Origin of the sequence: Dolichospermum compactum NIES-806 (assembly GCF_002368115.1) — a bacterium.
GTDB lineage: Bacteria > Cyanobacteriota > Cyanobacteriia > Cyanobacteriales > Nostocaceae > Dolichospermum > Dolichospermum compactum.
This window is the reverse complement of the sequence record NZ_AP018316.1, coordinates 905,593-923,346: the sequence shown is the minus strand read 5'-3', so window position 1 is coordinate 923,346 and position 17,754 is coordinate 905,593. Positions and strand designations below refer to the sequence as shown.

The window sequence follows — 17,754 nt, the reverse complement described above, 5'->3', positions numbered from 1 at the left end:
GTTTATGTGTTTCTGGTGGAAAATCGGCTGACATTAAAGAAGATTTCCAATCGTGACGGGTGATAATGCTCGCTGAGTATGGAAGGGAACATGGAATTTGTCTGAATCGGGATTTACAGGATTTGAGGATGTATAGGATTATTTATTTTTATTTAACCACGAAGGCACGAAGGACACGAAGGGAGAAGAGAAGAAGAGAGATTTTCAGATATATGCACGACTTTTTTTAATCTCATGCAAAGGCGCAAAGCAAGTTTAAGGATGTGGTGCAAGTAGTTAAGTTAAGAAATGTAACTAAGTATCTTAGCGAGATTATACGATGTTAAAATTTACCTTGGTAAAATTATAAACAGTTCAATATGGCAATTATGATACCGCCCTCTCTTCCTAAAAAAGCAAGTGAGGGAGAAAAAAGACTATACAATATTCTCAAAAATAAGCTATCGGATAATTTCTATGTTTGGTATGAACCCAGAATAGATGGTCGTTATCCTGACTTTATTATTTTATCCCCTGATTTTGGACTACTTGTTATAGAAGTTAAAGGATGGTATCTCAAACACATACTTAAAGCTTCCCATGATAGTTTTGAAATAGAGAACAATCGCAATGATTTAGAGACAATTGAAAAACAGAAATCTCCTTTACGTCAAGGTAAAGATTATCTTGACAAATTATTAAATATTCTCAAAAAATCTAGAATATTAACTAACCAATCAGGCAAATACCAAGGAAATTTATGTTTTCCTATTGCTGTTGGTGCAGTTATGTCTAATTTAACTGATGAACAAGCTCATAAATATAATTTAATTGATATACTCCCAATAAAAAGTGTAATTTATCGTGATGAATTATTGACATGGGATAAAGATGATATTCAAGAAGAAACAATCATCCAGCGTTTTCAAGAAATGTTTGGAGTTAACTTTGTTTTCTCTCCTTTAACACCTGATCAGATTAGTACCATCAAAGGAATTATATATCCTGAAATTGTTATTAGACAAGAAAAAGCTACATTAAAAAGTGTTAATTCTGAATTTTCAATTTTACCAAGTGATATTATATTAACAACTTTAGACAGTAAACAAGAATCTTTGGCTAAAAGTATAGGAGATGGTCATCGTATCTTCTTTGGGGTTTCTGGTTCAGGGAAAACCCTATTATTAATATCACGCGCTAAATACTTAATTAACCAAAATCATCATGCAAGAATATTAATACTGTGTTTCAATGTATGTTTAGCAGCCTATATAAAATCAGTTTTTCATCAAGATTCACAAAATAGACACTATCAAAATATTGAAGTCGGAAATTTTGATGTATGGGCAAAATCTCTATTAGGTAAATTACCCAGTCAAGTTCAAGGAAATCGGGACGAATATACAGGTAAAATAGTTCTTGATAAATTATCTAAATATTCACTAGAACAAAAATGGGATGCTATTTTTATTGATGAAGCTCATACTTTTGTTCCTATTTGGTTTCAGTGTTGTGTGAATGCTCTGAAACATAGTGAAAATGGTGATTTAATGATTGTTGCAGATGGCAACCAAAGTCTTTATAAAAGGTCTGATTTTAAGTGGAAAGATGTAGGAATTAAAGCACAAGGATATCGCACTATTAGCAAGAAATTTGACTTAGACAAAAACTACCGTAACACACATCAAATTTTATCTTCTGCATTGAGTATTTTAAACCATGTCTCTGATTTAGTTGAACCTTTAGAAGATGAGGATGTAACTTTCCCTCTGGTTAAACCCAGTTTAGCATTGAGACAGGGGGATAAACCAAAAATTTATATAAGCAGCACACCTGATGAACAAGAAAAATATATTATATCAACTATCCATTATTTAAAATCATTAAATATTGATGATCGTGATATAGCTATTTTATATAGACAAGCAGGTAAGAAGGATGAACCAAGATTAAATTCTATTATCCAAAAACTCAATCAGAAAGGTATATCAACTTACTGGGTTAATCAAAATGATAATTCTAAGAGACAATATAACCGGGAAAGAGAAGGTGTGAGAATTATAACTATGCTTTCATCTCTTGGGTTAGAGTTTAAAGCAGTATTATTAATTTGGCTAGAACAGTTTGATGATTCTATTGGTAAAAAAGACGCTGAAATTTTAGCAAGAAGGCAGATTTATGTTGCCATGACTCGCGCTCAGGAATATTTAAGTTTATATATTAGTCATCAATCTAAACTAACATCGGAATTAAAGAATTATTTAAGTTTTGACATATTCAACCAATAGAAATATTACTGTATCAGGGATTAATCATTATGAATCAAAATGAATTAATGAACACTGCAAATGAACTACTTAAACAACAGCAATGGAAGGAAGCAGGAACACTTTTTCGGCAAGTATGGGAAAATGAAAATAATGCTTATGCTGCAAGTCGTTATCTTTATTGTTTACGTAAATGTGGGTATCCATCATGGTCTATTAAACAAGGAAATAAAGCATTTAATCAATTTCCTGGGAATAAATATATTAAAAATGAATTAGTTTGGGCATATTATGATGATGCTATTAAACCAGAAGAATCTAAGGAAGATTTATACCAACTAATAGAATCAGCAAAAATAATTTTAAGTTTGCAACCAGATATTTTACCTAAAGAATTAACTGTCTTTGCTGTGATTAAAGTTGCTAAACAAAAAGAGAAATGGGATATTGTTTTAGAATGGTGTAATATAATAAACTGCATTATCTCCGGGAGAAGATAAAATTAAAGTTACTTTATATGAAAAAATTTGTCAGCAAAGCTTATTATTAGGAAAGTTAGAAATGTCTGCACAACATTTAGAACTATGTAAAGCGATTCGAGAAAGAGAGGGTTGGAAAGTCAAAGATACCTTACAACAATTACAAGCAAAAATTAACCGAGAGATCACTAACCAGCAATCAACATTCACTAAATTTGAAGGGGATATCACTAAATTAAATCAAATATGTCGAAAATTATGGAAAGAAATTCTATATCAGGATATTCCCCGTTATTGCGGTACAATTGAATCATTACCACCTAACCAAGCTCATGGATGGATTATAGATGATACTGGAAATCGTGTCTTCTTCTTACAAAAAGAGTTACCTAAATTTTTGCGTAAAGAAAAACAAAGAGTAAGTTTTATTTTACAAGAAAGTTATGATAGAAAAAGAGATAGAAAATCATTTAAAGCCGCAGATTTTCAGATACCAAAACAATAAAAATATCTTATATACATAGATCCCCAACTTCTCACATAAATCGGGGATCTGACTCTGGCAATGTTCATCAATCAAATAGTCTTGCTATATATATGTATCGCATTTGTAGGGCTTTAGCATTGCTGAACCCCTACCGCGTTGATATATAATCCTGAAAAATGATATAATATCAACTAATCACAAGCTATGTATGAAATATGAAAATAATTCTAGATAACTTAGAACCCAACCTCGTCGAAAATCTCAGATATCAAGCAGAACAACATGGACGGACTCTAGAGACTGAGTTGAAACTAATTTTAACACAAGCTGTTACCAAAAATCCTCAAGAAAATTTTCAGGAACAAACATTAATTCCCCTAAAAATATTAGCAGCACAGGTAAAAGAATCCTTAGATAATACAGGATATAATTCCCATGAGCAAATTATTGATTTAATTCAAGATGTCAAAAAAGAAATGGCTGAAGAACATTTATTAAAAGCACAGCATCACAATGAGTTATGATATCCCTCAACGTCTTTTTTTAGACACTAATATTTATATTATTGGTATTGCAAATCAGGATAGTTATGAAAGAAAAATATTAGAATCAGTTGGTTTTTTAAAATCTTCATCTGTAGAAGTTATCGTTTCAGAAGAATTATTAGATCAAATCTTACGAGTATCTAAACGTTTATATAATAAAGATTGGGGTAGTCAAATTGTTGCTCGGATTTGGCAGCAATTACAGGTTATTTATGTCAATTTTACTTCTGAGGAATGGCTCAAAATAGAAGAGTTAGGATTAATTCCTCGTGAAGATATTGGAGTTTATTTAACTGCTAGTAAGGGTGAAACTCAATGTTTTGTTTCTGCTAATCATAAACTAATTCGTTGTTTAGTTCAAGAAACAAAAGAGTTTGAATGTTTAACTCCTCAAGAATTTGTGAATAAGTATTTATCATAATTATTATTCCCAAAACTTATTATTCTATTTCACACTTTATTTTAAGCTACAGAAAAATCTGTAAACTGCCGATATTCAGGACGAATAAACCCTAAAATAATATCATCCTTTTCTACTCCTAATTCCAATAATTCCCCAGTTATACCCCTTTCCGTACCATCCCATTCAATGCAGATTTTCCCATCAATAATTCGCAAATGAAACACCACTGCATGAACTCTACCTGTTATATCCCAACCGGTATCCATTAACAAATAATTATCAGATTCTTGATCACAAATACATAAAGCCTCAATTTTTCCATGACTTTTGAAATGTTAACTAATAATCGAGGAAGCTATGACTTTTATCCTGTCAATGTAAATGGCTACCTGATTCTGACAAAATAACCTCAATTTATAAACAATCAATATTTGCTTTGGCAAAATTTAGAATTTCTATAGTTTTTTGAATCATCAGATCAGCTTCTGTAATGTTAGGATCAGTATTATAGAGAGTATTAAAGATATATATTAAAAATAATACATTAATTAAGTATATTCAACAGTTGTGTTAATCTCAATCTATGTTATATGATTCTGTGTTTATTTGAAGTGGAGGTAAAAACACAAGGAACGAAAATAAGCGTTAGACTGAATAAATCATCTTAATATGGCTCTACATGACCTGTAATAGTGGCACATATGGCTTTAAAGAACTTGACTATGAACGGATTTAAGTTAGGCTGATAAGGTCTAAATTTTATTAAGTACCGTTCTGACAGAGCGATAAAGCCAAAATGTAAATTTTAGTAACTGATTCTGTTATAACTACTTGATAAATTGAATAGTTTGATACTTCTTCAAGAATCGTTATCTACTAACCTGGACAAGTTAACTAATTAACGAACTCATGAAACACTAAAAATTGTAAAACCCATTTTACAATACCAGTTCATGAGAAAATCTAAAGAAAATATAAAATAAACTCAAATGACTGTGGTATCTGGAGGGACAAGTGTTTTTAAGACTAGCAAACGAGTATAGACAATTTGTTCAAGATTTAGTAATGAATTTGCAAGCTTTAGCAGTTGTACTAGAGAGGTATGGTTATCCTGCTTCTTGTTATACTTGCGGCGACCAAATGAATAGTGCATCTTTTATGGTAAGCTTAGGCGATAATCATTTAATCCGGTTTTTGGTATCCGATTATGGGATTACTTGGACAGAAATGCGTGATGATCGAGAGTTAATGAAATTAGAGGGTGCAGAAGCAATTAATCAGTTAGAAGAACTAGCTACTCTTGTCAAAGAGGCGATGCAAACCTCTAGAGATACTGAGTATTCATCTCCAAAAAGTAAAAGGATTTTACAGAATACAGTGGGAATTGTGAAAACTCACCGATAATTCCCTGACACTATATTGGTATTTCAGGCTGCTACTTTCTATTACCTGTGGGAGGATGAAGATAGGGCTATAATATCTCTGGAGAATTGCACATTGTAGGGGCAAGACCCTTTCGGACGCAAGCTAGATAAATTGCCCCTATACTAATATAACCCGGCCTCACAAAGACTTGGTGAAAATAGGACTGTGCGTTGATTTGGTAATTTTTGGTACAGTGATATTAACTTCTAAAAAATCATTATCTTTAAGAATTTGATAGAGATTGACATCCTTCTCTAATAAACAGGCATGACCGCTATGTGGTAAGATAAATGTCTGAGTATTTGGTAGAATATCTGCCAATCGAGCAATTTCACTTACAGAGGGTAATAGGCGATCGCTACCACTGCCAATGAGTAAAATTGGTTGTGTTAGCTCTTGTAGCTGTTTGCTATCAACCTGGAAATCTCGCAGTAAGGATAAGCGCCAATTTACGGTTTCTGATGGTAGAGAACGCATAGCTGTAAGTAGTGTATAGCGATCGCTTGGAGAAATCCGTTCTAATGATGCTAGAAACGGTAACAAACCCAATGCACCAATATCAAATAGGAATGATGGTACAAATTGAGTAGCCTGGGATATCCAATTAAACCAAGATTGCTGCTGCAAAGCCGAAGCAGGATTAATTAAGATAATACGCTTAAATAACTGCGGCGACTGGATAGCTACTTGTATTGCTAAACAACCACCAAAAGATTCACCACATAGATATATTGTCCGTTGACAGCTTTTTTCTAACTCAGCGTGAACCAAGTCCAAAACATTCTTCGCTAAAACATCCCAAGTGGCCAGACAGTTTTTGGGTATGGACAAGCAACGAATATCTAAACCACAGGCTAATTCTGGGATTTGAGATTGCAATAACTCACCAGTCCCATCCATACCTGGCAAATAGATAAATAAAGGAGAATCTGATCGTACTGGATTTGGCGTTAAAAAACAAGGTTTAGGATCAACTGCTGGCATTTTACTTATTTTTATTCATCTACTCTATCTTTAACTTTACCCTTTCCGTTATCCAGATAGGGATTGTGACGAAATTTTTATCTTTTCTCATCTGTCTAAAATCAACCTTTCTAGATAAAAAATCACCCACTCTGAAACCATAATTACAGAATTTATAGCAATTTGTATTCATCATATATAAGTATGTGACTCATCATTCAGCCTTTAGACATTAGCTAAATGCTTTGAGTAAATTTTTAATAGTTAGTTCAATGATTATAGGACTTACGCAAGTGTCACACCAAAAATCTGTTGTAGGGTGCGTCAGACTGCATAAATCCTGCAAATAAACAGATTGTTGATATTTGACGCACCCTACCAATGTGCCAGTTGCGTAAGTCCTGGATTAATGGATTAAAAATTCTCAAACAAGTCCCACTAAATTAGGAATTTCTCCAACGACAACTTAGTAAATTACTCAAAATTGAAACTAACGGGTTGGTCAATTATCACTGAGAACATCTGATATGCAAAATTATATCCACACAATTAGTTATATCGCTAGAGTTTCAGTTAGTGTATTCTCTGTAACTACCAAGGAAAGAAACAGGTTTTACCATGATTATTAGTAAATACTTTCTCTGATTTAGTTAAAAATCAGGTGGATTTATAGAAGTAATTAAACAATTCTTCAGTCCATAAAGTTGTTATCCATCGCCAGGAGTTTGAAAAAAAAGTAGCAATGTTATATAATTGCGTAGTTTTGTCTAAATCATCTAGATTATTAATAGAGAAAACTGATTAATAATTTGCTTTTATAGTCCATGAATCTTGTGAATAAAACAGAAAAGACTTTTGCACTGACCACACCACTATACTATGTCAACGATGTTCCGCATATTGGCAGTGCTTATACAACTATAGCAGCGGATGTAGTCGCCAGATTTAATCGCTTACAGGGACATCAAGTGCTACTAATTACAGGTACAGATGAACACGGGCAAAAAATTCAGCGTTCAGCAGCAAATTTAGGAAAACCACCACAGGATTTTTGTGATGAAATAGTTCCCAGTTTTCTTAACTTGTGGGATTTACTCGATATTCAATATGATCGCTTTAGTCGGACTACAGCACCCCGTCACCAAGCGATAGTTAAAGAGTTTTTTCAGCGAGTTTGGGAAAATGGCGACATTTACCAAGGAGAACAAAAAGGTTGGTACTGTGTTTCCTGCGAAGAGTTTAAGGAAGAACGGGATTTACTCGCAGATAAACACTGTCCTATCCATACTAACAAACAAGTAGAGTGGCGAGATGAGCAGAACTATTTCTTTCGCTTGTCTAAATACCAAACCCAGTTAGAGGAGTTTTACCAATCCCATCCAGATTTTATCCAACCGGTCAGCAGACGAAATGAAGTTTTCAATTTTGTCGCTCAAGGTTTACAGGATTTTTCGATTTCGCGGGTAAATCTTGATTGGGGTTTTCCTGTCCCTGTGGATTCTCAACATACATTGTATGTATGGTTTGATGCTTTGCTGGGTTATGTAACAGCATTGTTAGAACCAGATGCAGAAGCAACTTTAGCTAATGCTTTACAATCATGGTGGCCGATTAACCTGCACTTGATTGGTAAAGATATTTTACGCTTTCATGCTGTGTACTGGCCTGCAATGCTGATGTCAGCGGGTTTACCTTTACCAGACAGGGTATTTGGACATGGTTTTTTAACTAAAGATGGTCAAAAAATGGGAAAGACTTTAGGTAATACCCTTGATCCTATTACTTTAGTGGAAAATTATGGTAGTGATGCCGTTCGTTATTACTTCCTTAAGGAAATCGAATTTGGGAAGGATGGCGATTTTAATGAAATAAGGTTCATTAATGTTTTGAATGCAGATTTGGCGAATGATTTAGGTAATTTGTTAAATCGGACTTTAAACATGGTGAAGAAATACTGTGCTAGTCAAGTACCAGCCATTAACCAATCAGCCATTCCCATTGAAAATCCTTTGAAAGCAATGGGGTTAGAGTTGGGAGAAAGGGTGAAGCAAGCATACACAGCATTAGCTTTTAATGAAGCCTGTCACTATGTTTTATCTCTGGTACAAGCCAGTAATAAATTTATTGATGATCAAGCTCCTTGGTCATTATATAAACAAGGTAAACAGTCAGAAGTAGAAGTGGTGCTATATGCGGTGCTGGAATCTGTCAGACTAGCAGCTTATCTTCTATCCCCAATTATTCCTAATATCAGCAGTGATATTTATCAGCAATTAGGCTGGGGAATAAATTTTAATGAACAAAAAGAAGGTGCAATTTTAGCACCTTTTTGTACCCACTCAACATGGGGAATATTATCCGATAAACAAATATTGGGAACACCAAAACCAGTGTTTAAACGGATAGAAACATTAAAATAAAAAATTAATTTTGGGAACTGCGAATTTCTTGAAAAACTAAAGAATTCGGGGAACAGGGAACAGGGAACAGGGAACAGGAAATAAAGAACAATATTGATCTTTACTCTTGCCTCTTGCCTCTTGCCTCTTGCCTTCTGAATTCTTATCATAAGCAACTCTAACAAGTAGATAGTTAGAAATTTCTATCATAACAGGGATAACAACACAAGGTATGACAACAATGTTGAACAATTTTGAAAACGACTCAATATTTACCCCAGAACAGGTTTTGGAAAATCGGGGTCGGGTGGCTATCTTTATTGATGGCTCAAACTTATTTTATGCGGCGCTACAACTAGGAATCGAAATTGATTACACTAAGTTATTGTGCCGTTTGACTGGCGGATCAAGGCTATTACGGGCTTTTTTCTATACAGGTGTAGATCGAACAAATGAGAAGCAACAGGGCTTTTTGTTGTGGATGCGCCGTAACGGTTATCGGGTAATTGCGAAGGATTTGGTGCAATTACCAGATGGCTCTAAAAAAGCTAACTTAGATGTGGAAATAGCTGTTGATATGATGGCATTGTGCGATTCCTATGATACCGCAGTTTTAGTTAGCGGTGACGGCGATTTGGCTTATGCTGTCAATTCTGTGAGCTATCGTGGGGTGAGGGTAGAGGTGGTGAGTTTGCGTTCTATGACTAGTGATAGTTTAATTAATGTGAGCGATCGCTATATTGATTTAGAAGCCATCAAAGAAGATATCCAAAAAACCCCCCGTCAAAGTTATCCATATCGGCCATTGTCTAGTATGGGCTTTTTAGACGATCCTAGAGATAGTAGTAGACATCTAGAAGTTCCAGAATAATGCAACATTCACAAGCGAGGGAGAATGGAAGACAAGATGGAAAACATCAGAGGGGAATTAAACATCATTCTCCCCACTTCTATTCATTTTTGGGGTTAACATTACCAAATAATTGGTTTTACCTACCTTTGATATTATGTTTAGGTTTATGCTTATCGAGTTGCGGTAATCCATCACCTACCAAATCAAAACCTGATTCTTCATATCCAAAGGATGATGATACTAAGGTAACTTTTTTTGGGATTGTTTTTGAACAATTTGATGAGGTAGGTAGACCAGTTTGGAAAGTTAAAGCTAAAGAGGCAAAGTACACTACAGATAAACAAGTAGGTCAAGCGGACAGTCCTGAAGGAGAACTTTACCAAGATGGAAAAGTTGTCTACCAAATTAAAGCAGAAAAAGCTAACATTAAGCAAGATGGTAAGCAACTATTTCTTCAAGGTAAAATTGTCGCTACCGATCCCCGTAATGGGATTGTTTTCAAGGCTAATGAGTTAGAATGGCGACCTCAAGAAGATTTATTGATTGTTCGCAATCAGTTAAATGGTAGTCATAAACAATTACAGGCTGTAGCTCAAGAAGCCAAGATTAAAACTCGTGAACAACGGGTAGAATTTTCACAAGGAGTAGTTGCTAAATCCAGAGATCCACAGTTACAAATGCGAACTGAGCATTTAATGTGGCATATTAAGGAGGAGAAATTATTTAGCGATCGCCCTATTCAAATCGAAAGATATAAAGATAACAAAATTACTGCACGTGGTGATGGTAACGCCGCAGAAATTAATTTAAAAACTCAAATTGCCACTCTCAAACCACAGGCAAAGTTAGAGTTAGTATCTCCACCAATGCAAGTTACTAGTAACTCTATCACCTGGAATATTAACAAAGAAAATATTACCACAAATTCTCCTATTCGCATCTTCCAAGCAGCTGAGAATGTGACTGTGACTGCTAATCAGGGAAAAATGAACATACCAGAAAACACGGTGTATCTCACTGGTAATGTGAATGCGGTTGGACAACGTAGTCAGTCTTTAAAATCAAATCAACTAACTTGGTATTTAGATAAAAAATTGTTAGAAGCTCAAGGAAATATAATTTATCGTCAAATTGAACCAAAACTAACTTTTCAAGGGGAAACAGCCGTCGGTAATTTAGAAACAGAAAATATTGTTGTTAAAGGTGGTAATTCCTCCGAAAGCAGAGTAGTCACAGAAATTATTCCCCAGGAAGGTAGGTAGCAGGGGGCAGGGGGCAGGGGGCAAGGGAGAAATTTTCTTTTTCTTTGTTTTTCTTTGTTTTTCTTTGTTTTTCTTTGTTTTTCTTTGTTTTTCTTCCTGAACTCCTGAACTCCTGAACTCCTGAACTCCTGACTCCTGACTCCTGACTCCTGACTCCTGACTCCTGACTCCTGACTCCTGAACTCTTGACTCCTTCCCCCTACGATTGCTTATACAAAACTTGATTACGATTAGCAGCGCCAAAATTTGGTAAAGAATTATCTAATCGAGGTGTGACAGGATCAGGAATGTCAGTAGATACTTCTAATTCTTTTTCTAAATTTTGGAGAAGTTTATCTTGTTGAACCCGAAAAGCTGATACATTGCCACCACGATTAATGATTGTAAACCAAACCAAACCGCGATCGCGTGTGGGGACAACTCCAGCCAAAGCGCTCACATCATTGAGAGTACCAGTTTTCATTACCGTTGCTTTGGGCATATGTCGAGAATGGATTGTTCCTCTATGATCCAGTCCAGAGGTAGGAAACAAATCAGCTAAACTTAACTGATAAAAACTAGCCTCCCGTTGCAATGCCATGAACATAGCCGAAACGGCTCTGGGAGAAATTCGATTTTCTTTCCCTAAACCAGAACCATTAATCAAGAGAATTTCTGACTGTGGGAATCTAGCAAGTTGAGATGCTGTAGCGCTAACTACATCTGCTCCTCCTACAGAATTGGCTAACATTTCCGCAATATCGTTATTACTAAAAACATTCATTTCCTTAATAATTTTTTGCAAAGGTAAGGAAAGATGACGTACCAGTAAAGTTTGTCCAACTTGCGGTCGAGGATCTACTTTAATATTACCAGCAATAATCACTTGGGGTTTAGGTGTTCCCTTGGGCATAACTGAGTATTGGAAAACCACAGAACGAGACCAAGTTTGATGATTTAGCGCTTGTTTGAGTAATTGACCGGCGAGTAAGGGATGACGTTGGAAATTCATCGCAAAAGCCCCAGTAATCAGCAAATTGCCCTTAACTTGCTTAATCCCCATTTTATTCAGAGTATTTCCCAGTGCGATCGCTTCCTCCCCCACAAACATAGGATCTCCACTACCAGTAATCACTAAATCACCCTGCACCACCCCATTTACTAACGGTCCTGTGCTACTAACTAAAGTCTCAAATTGATGATTCGCTCCCCAAGCTTTCAAAGCCACCAAGGAAGTAGCAACCTTAGTTAAAGAAGCAGCAGGTAAAGGTGTAGTACCTTGATGATTAGCCATCAGCATCGGTCCTGACTGCAACCAAATCCCCTGAGAAGGCATGAGATTTTTGTCAATTAATTTTGACGAAATTAACCCATTAAGATATTCATGAACTGTGGTAGCACTTGCTGGACTTGGATCAGGGACAAGAATCAAATTAGAACTACCTTGCCAAGCCAAGACACTCAAGGCTTCTAACGGTTGAATCTGCGCCTTAGCCACTTCTAGCCAGATAGAAAACAAACCTGATCCTAGTAATTCCAGCATATTTAAATTCCTTTATTCGTCAATTGGTAAGAGTTTTCTTTAATTTCCTAAGCGTCAACTATATTGTGAGACTATTTTTAACTTTCAATTCCCTCTTTTCCTAGCAACTTATACCAATATACGAGCCTGATTATATTGATCAGTATTGATAGAATATAGGAGGAGTCACCGAGTCAGGAGGAAGAATTAAAGGGGAAATTATAAGATTAAATCTGGCAAAGTGATAGCTAAGCACTGACTTGTCAGTTCGGTAAATGAACGGTTTCAACGCTAATTCCCTGCATCTAATTCACATTTCTAATCCGTAAACCCTTGATTTATTGAGGTTTTCGGTTTATACAGCAAGCTCTACATAATATTTCAACAATAAAATATTATTCCCATAGTGCAAGTTTTATGTATTAGGAATAAAATATTTTGGCTAATTAATAAATTGGTATAGGTTAGGTTACTTCCTTTCTGGATGTGCCAATTCCTCTGGAGTGGGGACACCCACCTGATTAATCATCCCAATCATTTGATATAAACGCCCTAAATCTCGTTGATTAAAATTTAAAACTAACCGGGGTAAATTAGATGTGTCATCTTGTTCTTCCTGTGGTAATGCTTGGCTTTTAGCAATTTTACCTGTCAGCAAAATATCACAAAAATGAGTATTAAGTAATTCCACTTGAGCATCCGATAAATCTTCTCTTAACCGGATCACCAACTGATCACCAACATAACGACTAGAATGATAAATTCGGTAAAATCCAGTAATGGCATTACAAGCAACTTCAAGATTATCTGTAATAATGTACAAACTCGGATCATCTGGACTAACAAGTCCTGTTTTTACCAATTTCTCATCAATATATTGACTCCAAGAACGCCAATAATCACCCCCTGGTTGATCAATTAACACCAAAGGAACTGGACCAAATTTACCTGTTTGGCTCAATGTTATACATTCAAAAGCCTCATCTTGAGTGCCAAAACCGCCAGGAAACAAAGCCACAGCATCACTTTCTTTCAGAAGAAATAACTTGCGAGTGAAAAAGTATTTAAAATTAATTAGTTTAGCATCACCTTCAATGATTGGGTTAGCTTGTTGCTCAAAAGGTAACTGAATATTTAAACCAAAAGAATTTTCCCTACCAGCACCTTCTTGACCAGCTCGCATAATCCCACCACCACCACCTGTCATAATCATAAATCCTAGTGCAGAAACAGCGCGACTAAATGCAACTGCCATTTGATATGTGGGTGTATCTGGTGCTAGACGGGCAGAACCAAAAATAGTAATTTTCCGAACATGGCGGTAGTTATAAAATAATTGAAAACCACATTCCATATCTGCTAAAGCGGCAGATAATATTTTCCAATCCAGACGTTCAATATCACTATCAGCAAGACGCAAAATTGTTGTGAGTGATTGCTGAATAAATTGCCTATGTTTTAGTGTCGGTAATCGGTCTATTAGTTCAGCAATATTCGCTTGGAGAGAATCTAACGAAGAAAAGGACGCTTCAGAAGTCATACTTACTGCCGCAATAATGGCATTATATTCTAACGGAAGTTGCTAATACAGTAAAGCGTAAATCAACTAACAATAATTAAAAATCCTGAAAAGACTTATGTAATTTGCTTTTTGACCTTTGCCTTCCTGTACTAGTAACTGACGTTATTTTACATGATATTTCCCATATTGATTGTAATTGTTACAATATAGGCTTTTCAGTAACTAATCTTTAGTTGACTAACAATTAGAACAAAAATGTCTGAAAGTGGTACTGACACTAGGCTTTTTTTGTGATTAAAAAAAAGATAGAGGAAGCACCATTTTCGTTCTGTAATTGATCTTGTAAATGAATAACTTAAGCTAAGTTTATTGTCTATTCAGCTTAAAGATACTTCTCCAAGGTGTTAGATAAAGTGGTTTTAGGTACAGCACCGACCACCATATCTACTTTTTGTCCATCTTTGAAAATCATTAATGTAGGAATACTGCGAATACCATACTGACTAGCAATCTGAGGATTTTCATCAGTATTGACTTTGACAACTTTTAATTGTTCTCCATACTGAGTGGCGATTTCGTCCACAACAGGGGCTACCATGCGGCATGGACCACACCAAGGAGCCCAAAAGTCAACTAATACGGGAACGTCGCTATCGATGACTTTTTGCTGAAACGTAGAATCTGTAACCTGTTCTGCTGCTGACATACCTAAAAACCTTTACATAAGATATTTCCGAGGTTGGTGAAAATTCTACCATAGCAAAAACACCCTCTTAAGGATAAAGGATATACATTTGCCAGGAAACTAGAAAACTTATCCATACCATAAGGAACCGCCCGAACATTAGTCCGGGCGGAGTGTGGTGTGAGGAGTGAACGGAAACTTTTGTCTCCGCCATCTCTATTGTAGGCTAGATATGTGATTTTTCCAGTCATTCTCAAAGTTGTTGTCAATTGTCAGTAGTTAGTTGTCCGTTGCCCATTGTTAGCAGAAAACCCCGACCAATGACCACTAACCACTGACCAATGACTAATGACCCTTTGAGTTATTTACCCATACCTAACTGTTGGGCTTTTTGGTAGACCTTACCTTCGGTTAGTAAAGAAGGAGCAATGACAACTTCGACTTGCTGCATTTCCTTAATGTTTTTCGCCCCTAAAGTTCCCATACTCGTTTTTAAAGCTCCTAACAGATTATGAGTACCGTCATCTAAACCGGCTGGTCCTCTGAGTATTTGTTCTAGAGTTCCAGTTGTACCCACGCGAATGCGAGTCCCGCGAGGTAAGACTGGGCTGGGAGTTGCCATACCCCAGTGATAACCACGTCCAGGGGCTTCAGCGGCTCTGGCAAAGGGAGAACCAATCATGACACCATCTGCACCACAGGCAATACATTTACAGATGTCTCCACCAGTGATTAAACCGCCGTCAGCAATGATGGGGATATATTTTCCTGTTTCCCGATAATAATCGTCTCTAGCGGCTGTACAATCGGCGATCGCTGTAGCTTGAGGTACGCCCACGCCCAATACTCCGCGAGAAGTACAAGCAGCGCCAGGTCCAATCCCCACCAATACCGCTGCTGCACCAGCTTTCATCAACTCTAAGGTGACTTCATAAGTAACGCAATTGCCCAATGCCACAGGGATGGGCATAGAACGGCAAAACTCCGCTAAATCAAGGGGAGTAATAGATTCTGGAGACAGGTGATCAGTAGAAACTACTGTAGCTTGGATAAAAAATAAATCTGCTCCCGCTTTACTTACGAATTCGCCATATTTGCTTGCACCTGCTGGAGTTGCGCTAACTGCCGCAATACCGCCTTGTTGTTTAATTTCCTGAATACGTTTTTCAATTAATTCCGGCTTTATTGGTTCAGCATATAGTTCTTGCATCAGGCTGACAAATTCATCTTTACCGACGGAGGCAATCCGATCTAAAATCGGTTCGGGGTCGGCATAGCGAGTTTGGATACCCTCTAGATTAATTACGCCCAATGCCCCCAACTGGGACAAGCGAACAGCCATTTTTACATCAACCACACCATCCATTGCACTGGCAATAATGGGGATTTCTCGCTCAATATTGCCGATTTGCCACTTAGTATCAGCTAAACTCGGATCGAGAGTTCTGTTACCAGGGACTAAAGCAATTTCGTCAATTCCATAGGCTCGACGCGCCACTTTTCCCCGCCCAAGTTGAATTTCCACGCTTTAACTTTTCTCAAAACTGTTTAAGCTAGGGTATCAAATTGTGGTAATATTGGGAATTGGGGACAATTCAAAATTTTTAATTTTTAATTCTGTTCTGATGTGCTAGGGTCTACTTTTATTGGCGTAATTAGCACCTGTATAACCTGTGGCTACCCAAATAATTGCCCTAGCACCATCCCGAATAGATTTTTGAATCGGTTCTGGTGAATTTTCTGAAGGAACTGATACCGGTTTAAAATTCATGCCTCGACTACCCAAAACAATTTCACCAACGATGCAAGCACGACGCATATGGAAGTCAGATGTGATTAAATAAACACTTTTGATTCCCCGATATTGTAATTCGTCCACTGTCGTAGTAAAATTAGTAACTGTGTCTACAGCTTCATAGTCTAGATTTAAACGCTGGGTATCAACTCCTGCATTGGCAAATATTTTTTTAGTATGCTGAGGTGGACTGCCTCCAGAAATCCAAATAGGTATATTGGGATATTGGCGAGCTAATTTGGCTGTAAACTTTTCTCTTTCTAGCAAGCGAGTAGAACCGCCCAAAACTAATATTGCTTGTGGTTGTACAAATTGGTTTTGTACTGCTTTGCACCCCCACCAGATAAATAAGGGTAGGAGACAAGCCATAAATTTCACAGATTTCCCTGTCAAAATTAGCTTATTCAAGGCTCGATAAGTATGTCTATTCGGACGAGAATTTTCTTTAACAATCAGTACCATGATGCATAAGGATGATGGTTAGTATAAGTTTCTGCGAAGTATGCCTAAAAAGAAGTTGGTAACTTTGCAGTCATAGTAACTGAATCCACGTCGCTGTAATTTCTGCCATATCCTAAACTATCTGAGAAAATTAATCAAAGGTGTCTCACCACTCATTGACAACATAATTTTTAGGTTTACTATAAGACTTAACACGCCTAAGAATTTTAATTAGTGTAACTGCTTGCTATATGTGACAATGATTTATTTGGTTTCACAAACATAATTCTCAATTCTTAATCAATACAATCAGGAAAGAATACATAAATCTTTATATTTACCTTCGAGGCGATCGCTTTTGCTACTAATATTAAGGAATATGAATTAAATAAAGTGCAAAAGTAGGGTGTGTTAGCGACAGCGTAACGCACCATTTCAGGTTAAGTCAGAATTGCAGGTTATTAAATTTGCGTTCCTAAGTGGCTAGTTAGGTAAATTGTCAGAAATGGCTATAGCTTGCGTGACGACGGAGGAGTGATACGCCACGCTGCGCTATCAAGATGTACAGGATTAAAGGATGAACAGGATCAAAACAGAGATTTTATGAGCCATTGGCGGAAATTATCATGATAGAATTTGTAGGTAGTTGAGTCAGAAATAGTTTCTATCTGCAAGAACTCTAACCAATTTTCTAATAATTCTTCAATATCATATTCATATTAATTTTTGATTAGTGGTTAGTTTTTCA

General features: G+C 36.3%; 16 protein-coding genes. 9 read left to right on the top strand and 7 right to left on the bottom strand.

What is annotated here, in order from left to right; genetic code table 11:
• Positions 1–359: 359 nt before the first annotated feature.
• The 5 genes from CA730_RS04340 (at position 360) to CA730_RS04320 (ending at position 4,178) form a co-directional block, all read left to right on the top strand.
• Positions 360–2,267: a nuclease-related domain-containing DEAD/DEAH box helicase gene (locus CA730_RS04340; RefSeq protein WP_096664446.1), complete on the top strand. Its 1,908-nt coding sequence runs from the start codon at positions 360–362 to the stop codon at positions 2,265–2,267.
• Positions 2,268–2,296: 29 nt separating this feature from the next.
• Positions 2,297–2,746 (top strand): hypothetical protein, encoded by a 450-nt coding sequence (locus CA730_RS04335; protein WP_096664443.1) that lies wholly within the window; start codon positions 2,297–2,299, stop codon positions 2,744–2,746.
• A gap of 61 nt (positions 2,747–2,807) precedes the next feature.
• Positions 2,808–3,230, top strand: a complete 423-nt coding sequence (locus tag CA730_RS04330) for a hypothetical protein (protein WP_096664440.1) — start codon at positions 2,808–2,810, stop codon at positions 3,228–3,230.
• A 197-nt stretch (positions 3,231–3,427) separates the two neighbouring features.
• On the top strand, positions 3,428–3,736 hold the full coding sequence (locus CA730_RS04325) for a FitA-like ribbon-helix-helix domain-containing protein (RefSeq protein WP_096664437.1): 309 nt from the start codon (positions 3,428–3,430) through the stop codon (positions 3,734–3,736).
• Positions 3,726–4,178 carry a PIN domain-containing protein gene (locus CA730_RS04320; protein ID WP_096664434.1) on the top strand — a complete coding sequence of 151 codons (453 nt, stop codon included), beginning with the start codon at positions 3,726–3,728 and terminating at the stop codon, positions 4,176–4,178. The genes CA730_RS04325 and CA730_RS04320 overlap by 11 nt, the downstream gene beginning before the upstream one ends.
• A gap of 41 nt (positions 4,179–4,219) precedes the next feature.
• Here CA730_RS04320 and CA730_RS25425 read toward each other — a convergent pair whose 3' ends face one another.
• Complete coding sequence (locus tag CA730_RS25425) at positions 4,220–4,474, bottom strand: XisI protein (protein WP_269076516.1); 255 nt, start codon at positions 4,472–4,474, stop codon at positions 4,220–4,222.
• Positions 4,475–5,174: 700 nt separating this feature from the next.
• Here CA730_RS25425 and CA730_RS04305 point away from each other — a divergent pair.
• Entirely contained in the window at positions 5,175–5,564 is a 390-nt protein-coding gene (locus CA730_RS04305; protein ID WP_096664431.1) for a DUF1815 family protein, read from the top strand.
• A gap of 159 nt (positions 5,565–5,723) precedes the next feature.
• On the opposite strand, the gene CA730_RS04300 is transcribed toward CA730_RS04305, so the two are convergent.
• Positions 5,724–6,569: an alpha/beta fold hydrolase gene (locus CA730_RS04300; RefSeq protein WP_096664428.1), complete on the bottom strand. Its 846-nt coding sequence runs from the start codon at positions 6,567–6,569 to the stop codon at positions 5,724–5,726.
• An 803-nt stretch (positions 6,570–7,372) separates the two neighbouring features.
• On the opposite strand from CA730_RS04300, the gene metG reads away from it, so the two are divergent.
• From metG to lptC, 3 genes are all read left to right on the top strand, one after another.
• Positions 7,373–8,968 carry a methionine--tRNA ligase gene (gene metG / locus CA730_RS04295; RefSeq protein WP_096664425.1) on the top strand — a complete coding sequence of 532 codons (1,596 nt, stop codon included), beginning with the start codon at positions 7,373–7,375 and terminating at the stop codon, positions 8,966–8,968.
• 220 nt (positions 8,969–9,188) lie between these two features.
• Complete coding sequence (locus CA730_RS04290; RefSeq protein WP_096664423.1) at positions 9,189–9,818, top strand: LabA-like NYN domain-containing protein; 630 nt, start codon at positions 9,189–9,191, stop codon at positions 9,816–9,818.
• Positions 9,818–11,062 (top strand): LPS export ABC transporter periplasmic protein LptC, encoded by a 1,245-nt coding sequence (lptC, locus tag CA730_RS04285; RefSeq protein WP_096664420.1) that lies wholly within the window; start codon positions 9,818–9,820, stop codon positions 11,060–11,062. The genes CA730_RS04290 and lptC overlap by 1 nt, the downstream gene beginning before the upstream one ends.
• 199 nt (positions 11,063–11,261) lie before the next feature.
• Here lptC and CA730_RS04280 read toward each other — a convergent pair whose 3' ends face one another.
• The 5 genes from CA730_RS04280 to CA730_RS04255 all read right to left on the bottom strand — a co-directional run bounded on the left by CA730_RS04280 (position 11,262) and on the right by CA730_RS04255 (position 16,934).
• Positions 11,262–12,584, bottom strand: a complete 1,323-nt coding sequence (locus CA730_RS04280; protein WP_096664417.1) for a D-alanyl-D-alanine carboxypeptidase — start codon at positions 12,582–12,584, stop codon at positions 11,262–11,264.
• Between the two features lie 448 nt (positions 12,585–13,032).
• The gene (locus CA730_RS04275) at positions 13,033–14,103 is read right to left on the bottom strand and encodes an LOG family protein (RefSeq protein WP_096664414.1); all 1,071 of its coding nucleotides are present in this window, start codon (positions 14,101–14,103) and stop codon (positions 13,033–13,035) included.
• 364 nt (positions 14,104–14,467) lie between these two features.
• Positions 14,468–14,791, bottom strand: coding sequence for a thioredoxin (gene trxA / locus CA730_RS04270; protein WP_096664411.1), 324 nt, complete (start codon positions 14,789–14,791; stop codon positions 14,468–14,470).
• A 340-nt stretch (positions 14,792–15,131) separates the two neighbouring features.
• A complete protein-coding gene (locus CA730_RS04260; RefSeq protein ID WP_096664406.1) occupies positions 15,132–16,295 on the bottom strand; it encodes a GuaB3 family IMP dehydrogenase-related protein in 1,164 nt (387 codons plus the stop codon).
• A 105-nt stretch (positions 16,296–16,400) separates the two neighbouring features.
• A complete protein-coding gene (locus tag CA730_RS04255; protein WP_096671273.1) occupies positions 16,401–16,934 on the bottom strand; it encodes a YdcF family protein in 534 nt (177 codons plus the stop codon).
• Between the last annotated feature and the right edge of the window lie 820 nt (positions 16,935–17,754).

Bases quoted from the DNA above. Each gene is read 5' to 3' on its own strand.
- CA730_RS04325 (WP_096664437.1), top strand. From the start codon at position 3,428: ATGAAAATAATTCTAGATAACTTAGAACCCAACCTCGTCGAAAATCTC.
- CA730_RS04300 (WP_096664428.1), bottom strand. From the start codon at position 6,569: ATGCCAGCAGTTGATCCTAAACCTTGTTTTTTAACGCCAAATCCAGTA.
- CA730_RS04320 (WP_096664434.1), top strand. From the start codon at position 3,726: ATGAGTTATGATATCCCTCAACGTCTTTTTTTAGACACTAATATTTAT.
- CA730_RS04340 (WP_096664446.1), top strand. From the start codon at position 360: ATGGCAATTATGATACCGCCCTCTCTTCCTAAAAAAGCAAGTGAGGGA.
- CA730_RS04280 (WP_096664417.1), bottom strand. From the start codon at position 12,584: ATGCTGGAATTACTAGGATCAGGTTTGTTTTCTATCTGGCTAGAAGTG.
- lptC (WP_096664420.1), top strand. From the start codon at position 9,818: ATGCAACATTCACAAGCGAGGGAGAATGGAAGACAAGATGGAAAACAT.
- trxA (WP_096664411.1), bottom strand. From the start codon at position 14,791: ATGTCAGCAGCAGAACAGGTTACAGATTCTACGTTTCAGCAAAAAGTC.
- CA730_RS04330 (WP_096664440.1), top strand. From the start codon at position 2,808: ATGTCTGCACAACATTTAGAACTATGTAAAGCGATTCGAGAAAGAGAG.
- CA730_RS04255 (WP_096671273.1), bottom strand. From the start codon at position 16,934: ATGGCTTGTCTCCTACCCTTATTTATCTGGTGGGGGTGCAAAGCAGTA.
- CA730_RS04335 (WP_096664443.1), top strand. From the start codon at position 2,297: ATGAATCAAAATGAATTAATGAACACTGCAAATGAACTACTTAAACAA.
- CA730_RS04290 (WP_096664423.1), top strand. From the start codon at position 9,189: ATGTTGAACAATTTTGAAAACGACTCAATATTTACCCCAGAACAGGTT.
- metG (WP_096664425.1), top strand. From the start codon at position 7,373: ATGAATCTTGTGAATAAAACAGAAAAGACTTTTGCACTGACCACACCA.
- CA730_RS04275 (WP_096664414.1), bottom strand. From the start codon at position 14,103: ATGACTTCTGAAGCGTCCTTTTCTTCGTTAGATTCTCTCCAAGCGAAT.